Here is a 17,133-nt window from a genome sequence, read left to right on the forward strand (position 1 = left end):
CCCCGGTAGACCTTGCCCCGGGAGCCGTCCACGGTCACGTCGTGACCGTCCAGGGCGCGCAATTTCTCCGGACGCTTGATACCGATGACCGCCGGAATCCCCAACTCGCGCGAGGTGATGGCCGCATGGCTGGTGTCTCCACCGGCGTCGGCCATGATCGCGGATGCGATGCGCATTCCTGGTACCATGTCCGGGTCGGTGCGTTCGGCGACAAGGACGTTGCCCTTGCTGATCTTGTTCAACTCCAGGGCCGACCGCAAATAGCGGACCATGCCCTGACCCGCTCCGCGTGACGCGCCATTGCCTTCCAGGAGCACTTCGGCGTCCTTGGCGGCAACAGGGTCCACTTCCTTGCGGCGCATGAAAATCGTGTGCGGATGGTGCTCCAGTTCCTCGTTCCAACGGGTTTCCGGCCGGGCCTGCACGAACCAGAGACGATCCCACTGATCGATGCAGAATTCGGAATCCATGATCATGCCGCCGTATCCCTTGCTGATGCAGCGCACGCCCTTGGCCACGGACTCGGCCTGGGCCAGGGACAAGGACCAACGGTAGGCCATTTCATCGGGAACGGTCTCGATCTTGGTGCCTCGGCCGGACTCCTTGTAGACAATGCGCTTGTCCTTGCACCCCATGTATCGGATGACCACTTCCTGGCCATCCTCGCGTTGGAACACATAAAATTTATCGGGAGTCACCAAACCGCCGACAACGGCCTCGCCCAATCCGTAACTGGCGTCGATGGACACCAAGTCCTTGCGGATCGTGCCCCGGCAGCCAGTGGCCGTGTCGGCGGAAAAGGCCGTGCCGGAAATGACCGGGTTGATCATGCGCATGATGCACACCGACAACGACGTGTTCTCGATGGCCCATTCCTGCTTGGCCTTGACCGCGATGGCGTCGTCACCGGTTTGTTCGGCCTTGGCCACGGCGTCGAGAATAGCCTCGCGGCGATAAGTCATGGAGCGCAGGTTGTAGGCCGAAGCGCAGTCCCAATGATACGCCTGGGCCACGTAATTTTCTCCCACAATGTTCAGATAGGTGTCCTGGAGACCGGCAAAGGCCTTTTTGCGGCTATCCTCGCCGGCGGCTGAAGAACGCACCGCCACGGGCTCGTTTTCAAGACCGGCTTCCTTGCAGATGTCCAGATACGCCCCGCGCACCGCGTCGGCCACGTCCTTGGGCAGATCCACGGACAAAATGGCCACCTGGACCAAGACGGAACGCTTGCGCAGCTGATCGATACCCTCGGGAGAAACCGCGAAGCCCTCGACCACGTTATTAATGAACGTGCGCAACCGGATCAGGGTCCCATCCTGGCGCTTGGCCGAGTCCTTGGCTTCCTGGGCAATGCGCCGGACAAATTTCTGGAGAAATTCCGAGTCCTTGTTGATCTCGGGGTCATTCCAATCCATGCTGTCGTAGGCCTTGTCCACCGTCGAACGGATGGTCGCGGCGTTGACCTTGGTTTCATCCAAAAGCTTATGGAAGGCGATGGAGGAGATGGCTCGAAATTGTGGTGCCCGAATGCCTTCGATGGTGCTGATGATCGCAGTGTTGTAATTCTTGCCGCCGACCAAAAGCTCGGCGTCCTCGCCAATGGTCACGATATCCTTGCCAGTCAAAACAAGCTGTTTCTGAATCTTTTCAATCTGCGCTGTATTCACCGCGACCTCTTCCGAAGTATTTGTTTTCTTGGTGGAACCCTTTTTCTCGCTCTCGGCCATTATTTCTCCTCCTCTCGTGCGATTCATCGTCCCGAATGGGCATCCAGCTCAAAACTGCGCATGCGGTACATGGACCAAACGCAGTCAGTCAATAAGCCCGTGCATATACGGCATGAAAAAAGCGACAACTTGGCGAAGTGAAATGGGTGGACTCCATGTGAATCCACCCATTCGACATCAAACCTTCTGGCCGCATCCAGGACAGAACTTGAATTCCTCCCTGGTTACCGGAGCTCCGCACGTCGGACACTTTCGAGGCGCCGGCACAAGAACGACCAGAAGCTCGCCTTCCCTGACGGGGACCATTTTCTTGTCCTCCTGGTAGTCGGCAACCTTGAGCACCCGTTCGACCATCCCATCCAGAGGAGAAAGGATCGATTTTTCCTGTTTCATGATGGAAATGTTAAACAATTCCTCGCCTTTCTTGACCATGTCGCCAGGCTTGACATGCATGACCCACAGATCGCCACTGGACGGAGAGCCCACCTGATAGGGATCCGAGGAATCGGCCATCTCCACGCCCACGTCGTCCTTGCCCAAGACCTCGGCGACCTTGACCTGCTGCGAAAAGGACTCGGAATCCAGATCATAGGACACGAGGCTCATGCCATGGTCATCGGGGCGCGAAACATGCTTCATGGACAAAACATGATGTTTTCCACTGGAATCCTTGAACATAATATCGTCGCCAGCACGCAGTCCCTCGAACCAAACATGCAGGGGCAACCGGTTGCAGTCACCATATTTGGCCGCGAATTTGATGGTGGTCAAGGCATCGCCGGGATGATTGAGATACATGATCAGTTCTTCCTCGGACGGAACGCGGCCAATGTGTTCGGCCAGCCCCTGCTGCTCCTTGATGACGTCCACGTCCTGCAACGTGGTCAAGGGGGAACACTCCGTGCGCCGGGCAATGGCCTCGCGATAGTCGGGGCCAAAGGCGGACTCATAAACCCAGTCCGGGGGAAAGCCCAGTGGCAGGCGGCCAAACTTACCCAGAAGCAAATCGCGGAAGGCGTCATTGGCGTCCTGATAAATTTTCAGGCGCTCGGTCTTGATCTCCTCGCTCAAGGCGTCCTCGGGCAACGTCACCACCTGGTCCAAAACCGAAAGCAGTTTACGCAGACCGCGCTTGCCGCCGCGCTTGTGGGCGCCGGTCACGGCCAAGAAGGCCGTGTTCCAGGTGATCTGGGATCCGGGCGTGACATCATGGTAGCGGACGATCTTGCGAATACCGGCCAAAAACTTGAGCATGAACGGCAAAAGGTGAATATACCCCTGCTTCATGGCCCCTTCCTGGGACGACGAGGTCGCTCCGCCGGGCATGCCGTGCTCGATGACATCATAGTCGATGCCCTGGAAATACGGCGCCGTGTACCGGTCGTAATACGGCATGATCTGCTTGAGGACAAAACCCGTGGTCCGGATCATCTCCTTGTTCAGGTTGGTCTTGAGCCCGAGTTCCTCCAGGTAGGCCGCAGTGGAAAGAACCTCGCCCTGCCCGTACCAGCGCACCGAGGCGCCAATGGCCGTGTCCACGATATGCGCCCCGGCCCTGGCCGCGGCCGCCACGGCCGGAACGAACAGCCCATCCGTGTAATGACGATGCGCGTGAATCACCAAATCCGGATAGGCCGCGCGGATGGAGGAAACCAGTTCGGTCATGAAAACCGGCGGACAGACTCCGGCCATGTCCTTGAGGCCGAGAATGATCAACTTCTCCGCCTTCTTTTTGGAACATCCCGCCACCTGGGCGGTCATGTCGATGATTTCCTGCACCACGCCCAGATAATGGGGAACGTCGAACCCCTTGGCCCAGGAAAGCGAAATCGCCGGTTCCCAGATATTGATCCGGGAATTCAATGCAACTTCGGCGAAGGGGCGCATATTTTCAATATGATTCAGAAAGTCGAAACAGCGGATGACATCGTAGTGCTCGCAGATCATTTCGCCGGTCCGACGCATGCTATTTCGCGGCTGGGGCTTGTAGCCGAGCACGTTCGTGGACCGGATCAAGATCTGTTTCAGGGTTTTGGGCGCGAATTCATTCCATTCCCGCGCCTCGGAAAAAGGATAGGTCATGTTGGCGAGCATGGCCACGTGGAAATGAGCCCCGCCACCATTTTCCAGGGAGAAAAAACCACAATTATCCAAATAGGGGCCAATGATCCGGTCCTCGGCCAAACGAAACCGATTGCCGGAATTGGACTGGGTGATGTCGCGGGTGGTGGTGTCCGAAAAATGAACGTGATCGGAATCGCGGAGATAGGCCAAGGTCGCGTCGCGATCCCCACGCGGATAGGGGTATTCGTAATACTCAGGCTCGATGGCGGGCAGGGAAGGCCGGAATTGTCCCATGCGCTTGTCCTCGCGGGTCCGGTACTCACCCAGTTTCACATAGGGATTATAGCCATGCGCGGAAATCTCGGCCATCAGACGCGACAAACGCACGGCCTCCGACTCCTTGTCCATGTAATTCATCAATTCCGGTGCGTTGGCAACAAAATTGGTATCATAGTCGCCACTGCGGAATCGCGGATGAGCAATGATCTGGCGATGGAACGGAATGGTCGTCTTGACCCCGCCGATGATGTATTCGCCCAGGGCCCGTTCCATGATGCCGAGCACTTTGTCCCATTGCGGACCATAGGCGATGAGCAGGGAAGCCGCCGAATCGTATTGGGAAGGAAATTCATAGCCGCTGCACACGCAAGAATCCACGCGCACGCCGGGGCCGCCGGGAGACAGATAGCGCGTGATGCGGCCGGCATTGGGCGCGAACCCCTGCTGCGGGTCCTCGCAGTTGACACGCACCTGCATGGCATGGCTCTGGGGCTTGTTCAACGTGTCGGACAAACGGAGCTTGGCTCCGAAGGCGACGGCGATCTGCTCCTCGACCAGGTCGATGCCATAGCGACATTCGGTGATACCGTGCTCCACCTGCAGCCGGGTATTGACTTCGATCAGATACGGCGTTCCCGACCCGTCAACCAAAAATTCCACCGTGCACAACGAATGATAGCCCACCTCGGCGACCAGCTGACGCGAATACTCCTTGAGCTTTTCCCGCAGGGTCTCGGTCATGCCGGGCCAGGGCGAAGGCGTGATTTCCACCAGTTTCTGATGATTGCGCTGCACGGTGCAATCCCGTTCGTCAAAGGCGAAGACATTGCCGTATTTATCCGCGATGACCTGGATCTCGATGTGACGCACGGAGGTCAACAGCCGCTCCACGTACAAACGCGGATTGCCAAAGGAAGCCTGGGCCAGGGTCGAGGCCTTGACGAAGGCATCGGCCAGCTGGTCCTCGCTGAACACTTCGTAAATTCCCCGGCCGCCACCACCGCCCTCGGCCTTGAGCATGACCGGCAACCCGATCTCGGCCGCGACCTTCTTGGCTTCCTCCACCGAAACCGCGCCTTCGGAACCGGGCACCACCGGGATGCCAAGCTTCTGGGCCAGGATACGGACCTGGACCTTGTTGCCCAAAAGCCGCATGGCCTCGGAAGTGGGTCCGATAAAGACAATGCCCGCGTCGGCGCACTTGGTCGGAAACGAGTCGTCCTCGGACGCGAATCCCCAACCAGGATGGATGGCGGCCACCCCCCTGGCCTTGGCCTTGGCGATGACCTTGTCGATATCCAGGTACGCCCGTGGGTTGTCCCCAAGATGTAAAAGCTCCTGGGCGCCAGAGGTAAAGGGAGCCGTCTTGTCCACGTCCGTGGCCGTGATCATGGGAACGGCCTGAAACACTTCTTTGATGGACCGGACAATACGTCTGGCCGGGATGCCCCGGTTGGCGACAAGAATCCTCTTGCCCCGGATTTCCTTGGCAACCGCCTCAAAATTACAAGGTGTCTGCGACATGTATTTCTCCGTGCGCGTTATGTGTAACCCTGGGTTAATCCTCGGGCGTCAATGATCCGCAGTGCAAAGTCCGGGTTACGCCGTCCGTGCGCAGGACAAGACCTCCGTCCGGGTCGATGCCCGAGAGCACGCCACGAACCGATGATCGATTGTCGGTAATAAAAACCACGCTTCCGAGGTAGGCTAACATGGGCTCGATTGACTGGGAAAACTCCAGAGGGGTTGAAGCAGAAAGTATGGCGTTATATCGGAGGCGTCCGAAATGCACAAGCCGCAACCAGAGCCCGAGAATGGACGGTTTTCCCAACAGACCGCCCAGGGCTCCCGCCGGACAGGCCCGATCCGCCCGCAGATCGGCGTCTTCCGGGCACGATGTCAAATTGAGCCCAATCCCGGCCAGAAGCACCTCGCCCCGCTCTTCGATCAGTATCCCGCCGACCTTGCGTCCGTCCATGAGCACATCGTTGGGCCATTTGAGGCGCAAATCCGCGCCCATTTCCCCAAGCCCACGGCACAGCAGCCACCCCATCAGCACCGGAAGCAAACCCTGCCACGGCGCGGGCGGCATGGGAAGGCGCCAGGCCGCGAACAGGTTGCCGGGCTCGGATATCCACGTCCGACGCAACTGTCCCCGCCCGGCCCACTGCCGCACGGCCAAAACGGAGTCCCAGGGGCCAAGAACATCCCGGCCGGCCAAATGCGCGGCCACGTCGAGAACGGACGAACACGGGCCAAGGACATGCACCCGCTCCGGGGGCTCGCTTTCCGGAATTGGTTTTCCGGCCGCGAGCAGGGTTGAATCCGATGGGGACAGCGCTTCGGCCATCCCCGGAATTTCGGGAGTCCATAAAATGGGCATGCATCGTTTCCTGGCCGGTCAGGCCTTGGCCGCCTGCTTTTTTTGCAGCAGGAGACGCTTGAGCGCGGATTTGTCGCCCGCGTGCGAAGGACCGGAAGTCCGAACAGCGGGACGGGGTGCAGTGGGCCTCGGTGATCGGACAGCTTGGACGGGTTGCTCCGAAATTTCGGCGGCGGGTTCGTATTCCGGCACTGGCGACGCCAGCGGCGGCGTGGTCAACGCGGCGGTGCGCGCCTCTGCTGTGACGTTTGCAGTGGAAATCGGAGGCGGGGAAGCCACCCCGGGCGGCGCGGGTGCCGGGCTGGGACGGGAAAGAGCCAGGCTTGGTCTGGGAACGGGCGGGGCCGGAGGCCGGGGAATGGACGGGGTCCCGGTCACGGGACGGACAGCGGCAACCGGGCTGGGGGCTGGCGCCTGGGCCGGCCTCCCGCCACTCACCGGCTGATAAAAAATGGACCGAAGATAGCGCTTGGGTTCGAACGCCCCGGTGACTCCGGTCAAGGATTCGGTGGACCCGATGATCAGTGTTCCATCCGCTTCCAACACGCCGGCGATTTTTTCAAAAACCATTTTCTTGTCCGCCGGCGTGAAATAGATGGCCACATTGCGACAAAAAACCACATCGAATTTGCCCAATCCGGCAAAAGACTTCATCAGATTAAACTTCTTGAACATGGCCATGGCCCGGAGTTCATCCTTGATCCGCCACCCATCCCCCGTGGAAAGAAAATATCTGTTCAGGACGGACGCGGGCAACCCGCGCTCGATTTCGAATTTATTGTACTTCCCGTTACTGGCCTTGGACACGGCATCATCGGAAATATCTGTGCCCAGGATGGAGATCTGGTACCCGTTCAAATTTCCCAGGGCCTCGCGCAACGCGATGGCGATGCTGTAGACCTCCTGGCCGGTGGAACACGCCGCGCTCCAGATACGCAGGGGCACGGGCCGTCCTGGAAACGCCTTGGACCTGGCGTCGATGAGGTCCGGCAGAATCTTGTGCTTGAAAACTTCAAAAGGCGTGGCGTCGCGGAAAAAAAGCGTCTCGTTGGTGGTGATGGCATCGATGATTTCCTTTTCCACATTACCGCCACGGTCGGCCTTGGCCGTGGCATGCAGATCCAGATAGGTGGCACAGCCATGCTTCTGCATCAGGTGCTTAAGCCTGGTTTCCAGCAAATAGGCCTTGCTGGCATCCAGGGAGACTCCAGAAATGGAATGGATATACTGGGTAAGGACCCTGATCTCGTCCGCGGAAATGGAACTCATGCTGCCGTCCGTGGGTTTGGGGGTTAGGCCTACCGCACCGTGCGGACGATCTCCGAGGCAATCATCCCCAGCGGACTGATCACGTCGACCACCCCGGCCTCGATGGCGGTCTTGGGCATGCCATAAACCACGCATGATTCCTCGTCCTGACCGATGGTGACGGCCCCAAAGCTCTTCAGGACACGCAACCCAAGGGCGCCATCGCCGCCCATTCCAGTCATGATCACGCCGGTGCTCAACGCTCCGTACTCCCGGGCCACGGACCGGAACATATAATCAGCGGCCGGCTTGCAGTTGTTTTCGGGTGGATCGTCGGTAATCTGAATGATCTTATTGCCGCCCACTCCGGACGCAACCTTCATCTGCTTGCCGCCGGGCGCGATGTAAATCACATCGGGCAGCACCGCTTCGTTGTGTTCGGCTTCACAGACCTCGTACTGGCACTTGGCGTTGAGGCTCTCGGCCAAGGATTTCGTGAACAACGGCGGCATGTGTTGAACCACGAAGATGGGCACCCCAAGCCTGGGCAGTTTGGGCAGCATGGTGGCCAGGGCATTGGGACCGCCCGTGGAAATTCCAATGGCCACGGCCTTGGACTTGCCGGTCCGGCGGGACGGCGCGATGGCCGGAGCGGGCTTCACGGGCGGCGCGGTCGCGGCCACCCGCGAGCGTTGGCGCAACAGGGTCTTGAGCTCCAACCGCTTTTCGAAGGCCTTGATCCTGGGCAAAAGCGCATTCCGCAGGTACTGCACGTTTTCCTGTTTGGCCTCCGCGTCCGGCTTGGCGATAAAATCAAAGGCCCCCAGCTCCAACGCCTTCATGGTGATGTCGCTGCCGCGCTTGGTCAATGTGGACAACATGATCACACCGATGTCGGGGTACTCCTTCTGCATCGCCTCCAGTGTCTCCAACCCGTTCATGATGGGCATTTCGACGTCCAGGGTGATCAAATCCGGTTTCAGCGTGGCCATCCGACTCAAGGCTATCTTGCCATTGTTGGCCGTGCCCACGACATCCACTCCGGGGATGGCGGCTAAAATGTCCCCCACGACCTTGCGGTACATGATCGTGTCATCGACAACCAAAACACGAAGATTCATCTGTTCTCCAAACGCCGCGTAACCTGGACGCGACGGCTTGCGCCTATTTCAATCAACGCGGCGCGAGTTTCAAAAACGATCCCGTCGGCCTTGCCGCTCTCCCGCCAGACCCACGCCGAGCGACAATAGCCACCAATGCGGCAAGTCGGCCCCTCGCTCCCGGTTTTGCCACGGCAGTCGGGGCCAACCCGTGGCGCTCGGGCCAGCGCCCCTGACTACAGGGAATCGTCGGCCAGCACTTCCTCGACATCGAGGATGGCGACCAAATCCTTGGCCGCCTTGAACACACCCTGGAAATACTTGCCCTTGACGCCCTTGATATTGGATGGCGTGGGCTCCACCTCTTCCCACTTGGCCGTGACCACGTCCGTGATCCTGTCCACCAGCAATCCAATGTTTTCATCCCTGGAATTGACAATGATAATACGGCTGTTTTCGGTCATTTTCGACGGCGCCAGGCCCAATTTTCGTCCCAGATCGATGATGGTCACGATCCGGCCGCGCAGGTTCATGATCCCAAGAACATATTCCGGGGCCTGGGGAACCTTGGTCATCTCCATCTGCTTGTTCATTTCCTGGATGACATTGATGTCGATTCCGCACAGTGCCGATCCAACAAAAAAACACGACAGCTGCACAGGGCCTTTTTTATCCGTGGCGTTTGGCTTCATCGCATTCTCCCCTAGCTCGCGTAGCGTTGCAGACAGTCGTAAATGGTTTGCAGCAGACGTTCCTTATCCAGCTTGATCTGGTACTCGTCGATCCCCACTGCCTTGCCCTTGGCCACGTCCTCGTCCCCGGCCAGGGAGGTCAGGGCCACGATGGGTGTATGCACGAAACGTCCATCCTGACGCACAAGCCGGGACAGCTCGAAGCCATCCATGTTGGGCATTTCGATGTCGGTCACGATCAGGTCGAAGCGGTCCGGATCGGCGTCGAGCATCTCCCAGGCCAGGACACCGTCGGCGGCGACTTCCACCGTGTACCCGTCATCCTCGATGAATTTCTTGACCTGATTGCGGAAAAAATCCGAATCCTCGACCAGAAGCAGATGCGGCACGCCCACATCACCGGCGTCATCGGGAATTTCAATGCCGCCACGGGTGGCGAACCATTCCGGCTGCACGGTTTCGATCAGCTCGAATATATCCACGATCAGCGTGGTGCTCCCATTGATGACCGCCGAACCCGAAATGCCCGGCTGCTTCAGGGTGAAGGTGTCGATGGACACCCGCACTTCCACCGCGTCCACGGGCGGAGTGGCCAGCAGGCCGATCTCGTGTCCGGCCATGACAAAGACAATGACAACCAGCTCGCCGGTCAATTCGAGCATGGCGACGTTGGTGGCCTGATCCAGGGAAAAAACGGGCAGGGTTCCGCCCCGGTATTTGATGACCCGCCGGCCACCGACTTCCTCGATCTCCTGGGCGTCGATGAGTTCGACCCGCGCCACCAGATCAAGGGGCACGGCGCAATGCTCGTGCGGGGTGTTCCGGAACATGAACAAGGAATGCTTGTCCTGGGTAGCCGTGGTCTCGGCATCCTTGGGCACCTGGACCGCGCGTTCCCGCGTCGCGGTGGCGCTCAAGTCGCCCAACCGCCCCAACCCGGCAACGTCAAGGATGAGGGCCACATGCCCGTCGCCCATGATGGTCGCCCCGGCATAGCCCTGGCAATCCTTGAAATGCCGGCCCAGGGGCTTGACCACGATCTCCACCGAATCATGCAACTGATCCACCACTAGGCCATACCTGAACTGGCCGGCGGAAACCACGACCAGATTCACATCCGCCAAGCCTCCCTCGATCTGGTCGGAGGCAATGTCCTCGCGCAGATACCTGGATACCAATTCCGACGTCGATCCGGACTCGACGCCCAGCCCCAAGACCTTGGTCAGGTACACCAGCGGAATCAATTCGCCACGCAGCAGCAGCACTTCGGCGTCCCCGACCATTTCAAGCCGCTCCCGAATCTGCGCCACGGGAATGCGCAACAATTCGTCCACGTTGACCTGGGGAATGGCGAAACGCTCCTCGCTCACGGAAACAAGCAAACTCGGAATGATGGCCAGGGTCAGGGGCAGCTTGATACGGATGGTCGTGCCCTTGCCACGGGCGGTTTCAATGTCGACCTGACCGCCAAGCTGGTCCAGATTGGACTTGACCACGTCCATGCCCACGCCGCGTCCGGAAACGTCGGTCACCTTGTCGGCGGTGGACAGGCCTGGCAGAAAAATCAGATTGGCCCGATCCTTGTCGGTCATGCCCTTGGCTTGGTCCTGGGTGATGAGCCCCTTGGACAGGGCCTTGTCCACGATTTTGTCCGTATTCAGTCCCTGACCGTCGTCGACGATCTCGATGATGACCTGACCGGCTTCATGGTAGGCCTTGAGAATGATGGTGCCGGTCGAGGGCTTGCCAGCGGCGGCACGCACATCCGGCAATTCGATGCCGTGATCGGCCGAGTTGCGCACCAGATGGGTCAGGGGGTCGCCCAGCCCCTCGATGATGGTCTTGTCCAGCTCGACATCGTTGCCTTCCAGTTGCAGATCGATTTCCTTGCCCAAATTCCGCGCCAAATCCCGGACCACACGAGGAAATTTATTGAAAATATTGCCCACTGTCTGCATGCGGGTGAGCATGATCGTTTCCTGCAATTCCGAAGTGACCAGATCGATCCGCTGGCCCGCGACCTCGATTTGATGGATGGCATTGGAGGAAATGGCCTGCATGAGCTGGTTGCGGCTCAATACCAGCTCGCCGGCCAGATTCATCAAATCTTCCAGCAAACTGACATGGACGCGCAGGGTTTCGGGCTGGGACAGACTCGTCTTGGCCGCCTTGGTTTCGACCTTGGGCGAAACGTCGTCGTCCCCGGGCTCGGATTTCCGGGGCGTGACCGCCTTGGGCCGGGGTTCCGGCGTCGGCTCCGGCTTGGACCCCGAGGCGGCAATGGGCTCGGAACGCCCAACGTTTGCATCCCCGGCCGGCGGCGTTTCGGTCGCGGTCATGGCCACGCCGCTCAAAAGCTCGGACACCAAGGCGTCGGTACGATCCTCGTTCGGAGCCTCCGGCGTCGAGGCCAGGAGTTCCCGGGCGAAATCAGGAGCGTCCTCGACATCGATGGCCGTGGGAGGGTCGATCCGCAATGGCGTGATGAACTCGCTGTCCAGATCGATGAGGGCCGGCATGATGTCCTCTTCGATGATGGACCCAAACAACACGAAAAACGGAATGCGGTTGGAAAAAATCCCGTCCTCGAGAGTGCCCACGGCGTCCATGTCCACTTTCAAATCAAGCACCACGCCGCTGGCTTCCATGTTCCTGAGCAGTTCGAGCGGATTCTTGTTCTTGCCGTGGACATCGTGGATGAGATCGAACTCCAGGAGGTACAAGTTTTTCCCGCCCTTGCGGTTTTGGAGCAGATCAAATTCCGGGACCGTGAACACGGTCCGTCCGCTTGTGGTCCGGATGTCCACCGTGCGATCCACGGAGCTTTTTTCCGCCGGGCGCAGGTTGGCCGAGGTGACCCCGGTCAGCGCCGTGATATGGTCGTCGATAAACGCGTCGTTGCTCTCGGCCACGTTGAGGATCATGTCGCGCAGCTTGTCGAAGGCCAGCAGGACGATGTTGACCACCTCCGGCTCCGGAACCAATTCCCGGTTACGGATCATGTCCAGAACATTCTCGATCTTGTGCCCCAAATCCTTGATCTTGGTCAGGCCCAGAAATCCGGCTCCACCCTTGATGGAATGCGCGGCGCGAAAAACCTTGTTCACCAGCTCTTCGTCAATGTCGGCGCCAGCCTGTTCAATCGTGAGCAGGTCGTTTTCGATATCTCCGAGATGTTCCGAGGCTTCCTCCACGTACATTTGGAGAGTTTCGTCATCCATCATCATTTCGCACACTCCATGTAGGTTGCAATTCAGAGACGAAAAACCCTTCGAATCATTCGCTCATTTGAAAATGCTGGTCAAGGCGCATGGATCGGAACAGCTTGGATATATTGTCGGTGGAATTCAATACCACGAGCTTGCCCCCGTTCTTGCGCATCGAGTTGTGGATGGCGATGAGCAAACCGATGCCAATCGAATCCATCATCTCCACGCCGGCCATGTCCAGACGAATCTCGCGAGGTTCCCTGGCCAACACGTCCGCCAGTTCCTGCTTGAACCCCGGCACCATGGTCGAAACGATATCCTGGCCCGGCCTGACAATAATCGCGTTCCCTTCTTGCTGTATTTCGGACATAAATGGTGTCTCCTGTGAAAATCTCGATGTCTCGCACTACACACTGCATGGTCTGATTACAACCTACACCAGCTGCGTAATTTTGCAACAAAGACCGCTTGTTACCAGTTTTTAGCGCGGCGTGGCCAATCACTTTGAGCCGGTCGTGGCCATAATGCGCGAATTTTTCCTTGTATCACGCCTCGTTCTATTCCCTACTTCATGGGCATGATATACGCCGAAAACCAATCCGTCACCAAGCGCCTACCCGCGGGATGACACCAGCACCAGGAAAGGCAAAAAAGCTGGCGCTGGATAACCGGTCAAGACGCTGATAGTGCTTCCAAAACGGCACAAACGGCACAAACGCGCTCCAAGGAGTTTTCATGGGCCCACAGTATTGGCATTGGTTGGTATTCGGCATGGTCCTGATCATCGCCGAGGTCTTCATCCCCAGCTTCACCATTTTCTGGTTCGGCCTTGGCGCGGCCTTGGTGGGCGGGTTGCTCTGGATTCTGCCCGGCCTGACCCTGACCGCGCAGCTTTTGCTCTGGGCCTTGTTTTCGGCCCTGCTCACCGCCTTTTGGTTCGTGGTCATGAAACCGCGCATGGTGGACAAAACCCGGGCCGGCATGTCGCGGGAGGCCCTGCTGGGCGAGACCGGACAGGTCATCCGCGCCCCGAACGGAGAACTGCGCGGCATGGTGCGTTTTTCCAAGCCCCTGCTCGGTTCGGACGAATGGTCCTTCATCTGCGACGAGCCGGTCCACATTGGAGATCGCGTGCAAATCCGGGATGTTTCCGGCAACACTTTGGTCGTCGCTCCAAAACCCAACAAATAGATCGCAAGGAGAAAACCATGTTCACCCCAGGACTCACCGTCGTCATTTTCCTGCTTTTCCTGGTCATCGTCACTATTTCCATGGGCGTGCGACTGGTACCCCAAGGGTATAAATTCGTGGTGCAACGCCTGGGCAAATACCACACCACCCTGAGCCCCGGCCTGAACATCATCATCCCCTACATGGACACCGTGGCCTACAAGGTGACCACCAAGGACATTGTCCTGGACATCCCTTCCCAGGACGTCATCACCCGCGACAACGCGGTCATCATCACCAACGCCGTGGCCTACATCAACATCGTCTCGCCGGAAAAGGCGGTCTATGGCGTCGAGGATTACCGTATCGCCATCCAAACCCTGGTCCAAACCTCCCTCAGATCCATTGTCGGCGAAATGGATCTGGACGACGCCCTGTCCTCCCGCGACATGATCAAGTCCAAACTCAAGGAAGCCATCTCCGACGACATTTCGGATTGGGGCATCATGCTCAAAACCGTGGAAATCCAGGACATCAACCCCTCCGAGACCATGCAGCGGGCCATGGAGGAGCAGGCCGCCGCCGAACGTGCCCGCCGGGCCACGGTCACCCGCGCCGAGGGAGAAAAATCTGCGGCTATTCTCCAGGCCGATGGTCGTCTCGAAGCCTCCAAGCGCGACGCCCAGGCCAAGGTCGTTCTGGCCGAGGCCGACCGGGCCGCCATCGAAAAGGTGGCCGTGGCGGCCAAGGAAGGGGAGCTCCCCTTGGTTTTTCTCCTGGGGCAGCGCTATGTCGACGCCATGCGCAAACTCGCCGAGGGCAACAATTCCAAGATCGTGGTCCTGCCCGCCGACCTTCCCGCCGCCGTGCGCGGCATCATGGGCACGCTGGGAAAATAGCCAAAACCATCTCGGCATGGGGTGGCCCTTTTCCAGATCCACCCCATGCTGCCCGGGTCTCACTTGCTGGTGATTTCCGAACCCACGCCGCCCTGGGTGAACATTTCCAGCAAAATCACATTCTCCACCCGGCCATCGAGGATATGGGCCTTGCCCACGCCTCCGTCCACGGCCTCCAGGCAACACTTGATCTTGGGAATCATGCCGCCCGTGACCACGCCCTGTTCCAGGGCGTGCACGGCCTGGTGCAGGGTCATGGAGGAAATGAGCCCGCCTTCCTTGTCCAGGACTCCGGGCACGTCCGTGAGCAGGATAAGCTTCTTGGCGCCCACGGCCACGGCCACGGCGCTGGCCACGGAATCGGCGTTGATGTTGTACGTATTGCCCTCGTCGTCCACGCCCACGGGCGCGATGACCGGCACAAACCCCGCGCCTTGCAGGGAGTCGATGAGCTTGGTGTCCACGGCCACGACTTCGCCGACCTTGCCCAGATCAATGATCTCGGGCGCGGCGTCGGCGCGCTCCACGGCCATTTCCAATTTCTGGGCGCGGATCAAACGGCCGTCCTTGCCGGACAGGCCCACGGCCTTGCCGCCCTGGACGTTGATTAGGTTGACGATTTCCTTATTGACCTTGCCCACCAGGACCATTTCAACCACATCCATGGTCGCGTCGTCGGTCACGCGCAGTCCCTGACGAAATTCCGACGTGATGCCGAGTTGCTTGAGCATGTTGCCGATCTGCGGCCCGCCGCCATGCACGATGACCGGATTGACGCCGATGTATCGCAACAACTGAATGTTCAGGGCAAACCCACGGCGCAAGGCTTCATCCTTCATGGCGTGACCGCCATATTTGATAACCACCGTCTGTCCATAAAATTCGCGAATATACGGGAGCGCCTCAAGCAGAACCGAGGCCTTGAAGGCTTCTTGATTCATGACTTTCCTCTCATGGGGTTAAAGAACATATCGCGGAGGAACATCCTCGCGCAACAAAGGCGGGAATCGTGAATACGCCCGCGATGGGCCGAGTTTTGAAAAAAAGACAGGCGGGTTTTAACCGCAAGTCAGAAAACCAGCCCAGCGTATGCATGGCGTGAAAAGTATTGCGCATAGCCCACATGGTCCATAAAATCGATTCTAAAATCATATTTTCCAGGAGTCGGCATGCTCTTCTTTCTTGGTGCCGTGGCATTGGGCGCGTTGGGGCTGGTTGCCTCCCTGTATTGCCACGGACACGAAATCACATCCCAGCCAAAGCCGAGGGAGACCACCTCGCGGCGGACCGCACCCGATCAGGGCCACCTCTCCCCGGACTGGGAGCCATTTCTTTTACCCGCCCTGGAGCACATCTACGCCGGCCAACCGTCCTCGGCCATCCGGCAATCCCACCGGGCCCTTGAAAAACCGTCCGCGATCGCCGCCGCCCATGTTCTTTCCCTCATGCACTCTTTTGAAAAAATAGGGTCGCTCCATTCTTCCCTGGCGGCCTTGGACAATCCAAACACCAGTCTGAAAGAAATCGGCGACCTCGTCACGCACGACCCCGTCCTGACCGCGCGTGTTCTCAAAACAGTCAACTCCCCTCTCTTCTATCTGGCCAGCGGGGTCAAATCCGTGCACACGGCGGTGACGATTCTGGGCGTGAACAATCTCAAAAACCTCATTTCCCTTGGGCTTCTTCCGCAAAAACTCTACACCAGCGCCCGGCAGCGCCGCATGTTCATGCACATCTGGCAACACATGAACACCACGGCCATCCTGGCCTCGCACATGGCCAAGACCCAACGCGGCCTGGACAGCGGCACCATGTACACCGCCGGCCTCATGCACGACGTCGGCAAGCTCGTCCTGTCCCTCATGCTTCCCGAAACCTGGCAGGACTACCCCCCGACCATCCGTGAGGAGCATGCCTTGCTCGCGGCCACGCATCTCTATGCCGGAAAAATCATCGCCGAAAATGGCCGCTTTCCGGAACAACTGCTTTTTCTGATCGAAAACCATCACCAGCCATCGATTCTTCCCGTGCAGCAATTACAGTGCAACGCGGAACAAGCCAAAAGCATGACCATTCTTTTTCTGGCCAACCAGATCGCCAAGCTCATCACCCCGGACGGAAATCCAAACGCCAATCCGGAACACCTGGAACAACTCGAACCCAGCTATCAGGAAATTTTGTCCAAGCGCGAAGCCCAGAAACTCCTGCTCGATCCGGGGCTGGCCAATGACGTCCTGACCAGCGTTCGCGTCGTGCGCGGCTCGCTCGGCTGACGTTTACGCCTCGGCCAGGGGCACCACCGCGAACGCGTCCACATCGACCACGCCCTTGTCCGTCAGACGCAGACGCGGAATGACGGGCA

General features: G+C 58.9%; 11 protein-coding genes and 1 pseudogene. 3 read left to right on the plus strand and 9 right to left on the minus strand.

Annotation, left to right across the window (positions count from 1 at the left end; translation table 11 throughout):
* The 8 genes and pseudogenes from EOL86_05975 to EOL86_06010 form a co-directional block, all read right to left on the minus strand.
* On the minus strand, nucleotides 1-1,667 hold a 1,667-nt coding region (locus EOL86_05975), incomplete at its 3' end, for a phosphoenolpyruvate synthase (protein ID NCD25122.1).
* A 237-nt stretch (nucleotides 1,668-1,904) separates the two neighbouring features.
* Nucleotides 1,905-5,594, minus strand: coding sequence for a pyruvate carboxylase (locus EOL86_05980; protein NCD25123.1), 3,690 nt, complete (start codon nucleotides 5,592-5,594; stop codon nucleotides 1,905-1,907).
* A gap of 34 nt (nucleotides 5,595-5,628) precedes the next feature.
* Complete coding sequence (locus EOL86_05985; protein NCD25124.1) at nucleotides 5,629-6,453, minus strand: biotin--[acetyl-CoA-carboxylase] ligase; 825 nt, start codon at nucleotides 6,451-6,453, stop codon at nucleotides 5,629-5,631.
* Nucleotides 6,454-6,891: 438 nt separating this feature from the next.
* Nucleotides 6,892-7,722 (minus strand): annotated as a pseudogene (locus EOL86_05990) (protein-glutamate O-methyltransferase CheR).
* Nucleotides 7,723-7,751: 29 nt separating this feature from the next.
* Nucleotides 7,752-8,822 (minus strand): chemotaxis response regulator protein-glutamate methylesterase, encoded by a 1,071-nt coding sequence (locus EOL86_05995; GenBank protein NCD25125.1) that lies wholly within the window; start codon nucleotides 8,820-8,822, stop codon nucleotides 7,752-7,754.
* Nucleotides 8,823-9,037: 215 nt separating this feature from the next.
* Nucleotides 9,038-9,493 (minus strand): purine-binding chemotaxis protein CheW, encoded by a 456-nt coding sequence (locus EOL86_06000; GenBank protein ID NCD25126.1) that lies wholly within the window; start codon nucleotides 9,491-9,493, stop codon nucleotides 9,038-9,040.
* Between the two features lie 11 nt (nucleotides 9,494-9,504).
* Nucleotides 9,505-12,720, minus strand: coding sequence for a hybrid sensor histidine kinase/response regulator (locus tag EOL86_06005; GenBank protein ID NCD25127.1), 3,216 nt, complete (start codon nucleotides 12,718-12,720; stop codon nucleotides 9,505-9,507).
* A gap of 49 nt (nucleotides 12,721-12,769) precedes the next feature.
* On the minus strand, nucleotides 12,770-13,072 hold the full coding sequence (locus EOL86_06010; GenBank protein NCD25128.1) for an anti-sigma factor antagonist: 303 nt from the start codon (nucleotides 13,070-13,072) through the stop codon (nucleotides 12,770-12,772).
* Between the two features lie 365 nt (nucleotides 13,073-13,437).
* Here EOL86_06010 and EOL86_06015 point away from each other — a divergent pair, with 365 nt between their 5' ends.
* Both EOL86_06015 and EOL86_06020 read left to right on the plus strand, forming a co-directional pair.
* Nucleotides 13,438-13,893, plus strand: coding sequence for an NfeD family protein (locus EOL86_06015; protein ID NCD25129.1), 456 nt, complete (start codon nucleotides 13,438-13,440; stop codon nucleotides 13,891-13,893).
* A gap of 17 nt (nucleotides 13,894-13,910) precedes the next feature.
* Nucleotides 13,911-14,771, plus strand: coding sequence for a paraslipin (locus tag EOL86_06020; protein NCD25130.1), 861 nt, complete (start codon nucleotides 13,911-13,913; stop codon nucleotides 14,769-14,771).
* Nucleotides 14,772-14,830: 59 nt separating this feature from the next.
* Here the strand turns inward: EOL86_06020 and argB are convergent, their stop codons facing one another.
* Entirely contained in the window at nucleotides 14,831-15,712 is an 882-nt protein-coding gene (argB, locus tag EOL86_06025) for an acetylglutamate kinase (GenBank protein ID NCD25131.1), read from the minus strand.
* A gap of 228 nt (nucleotides 15,713-15,940) precedes the next feature.
* Between argB and EOL86_06030 the strand changes: the two genes are divergently transcribed.
* A complete protein-coding gene (locus EOL86_06030) occupies nucleotides 15,941-17,044 on the plus strand; it encodes an HDOD domain-containing protein (GenBank protein ID NCD25132.1) in 1,104 nt (367 codons plus the stop codon).
* Nucleotides 17,045-17,133: the final 89 nt, after the last annotated feature.

This window comes from Deltaproteobacteria bacterium, from assembly GCA_009930495.1.
GTDB lineage: Bacteria > Desulfobacterota > Desulfovibrionia > Desulfovibrionales > Desulfomicrobiaceae > Desulfomicrobium.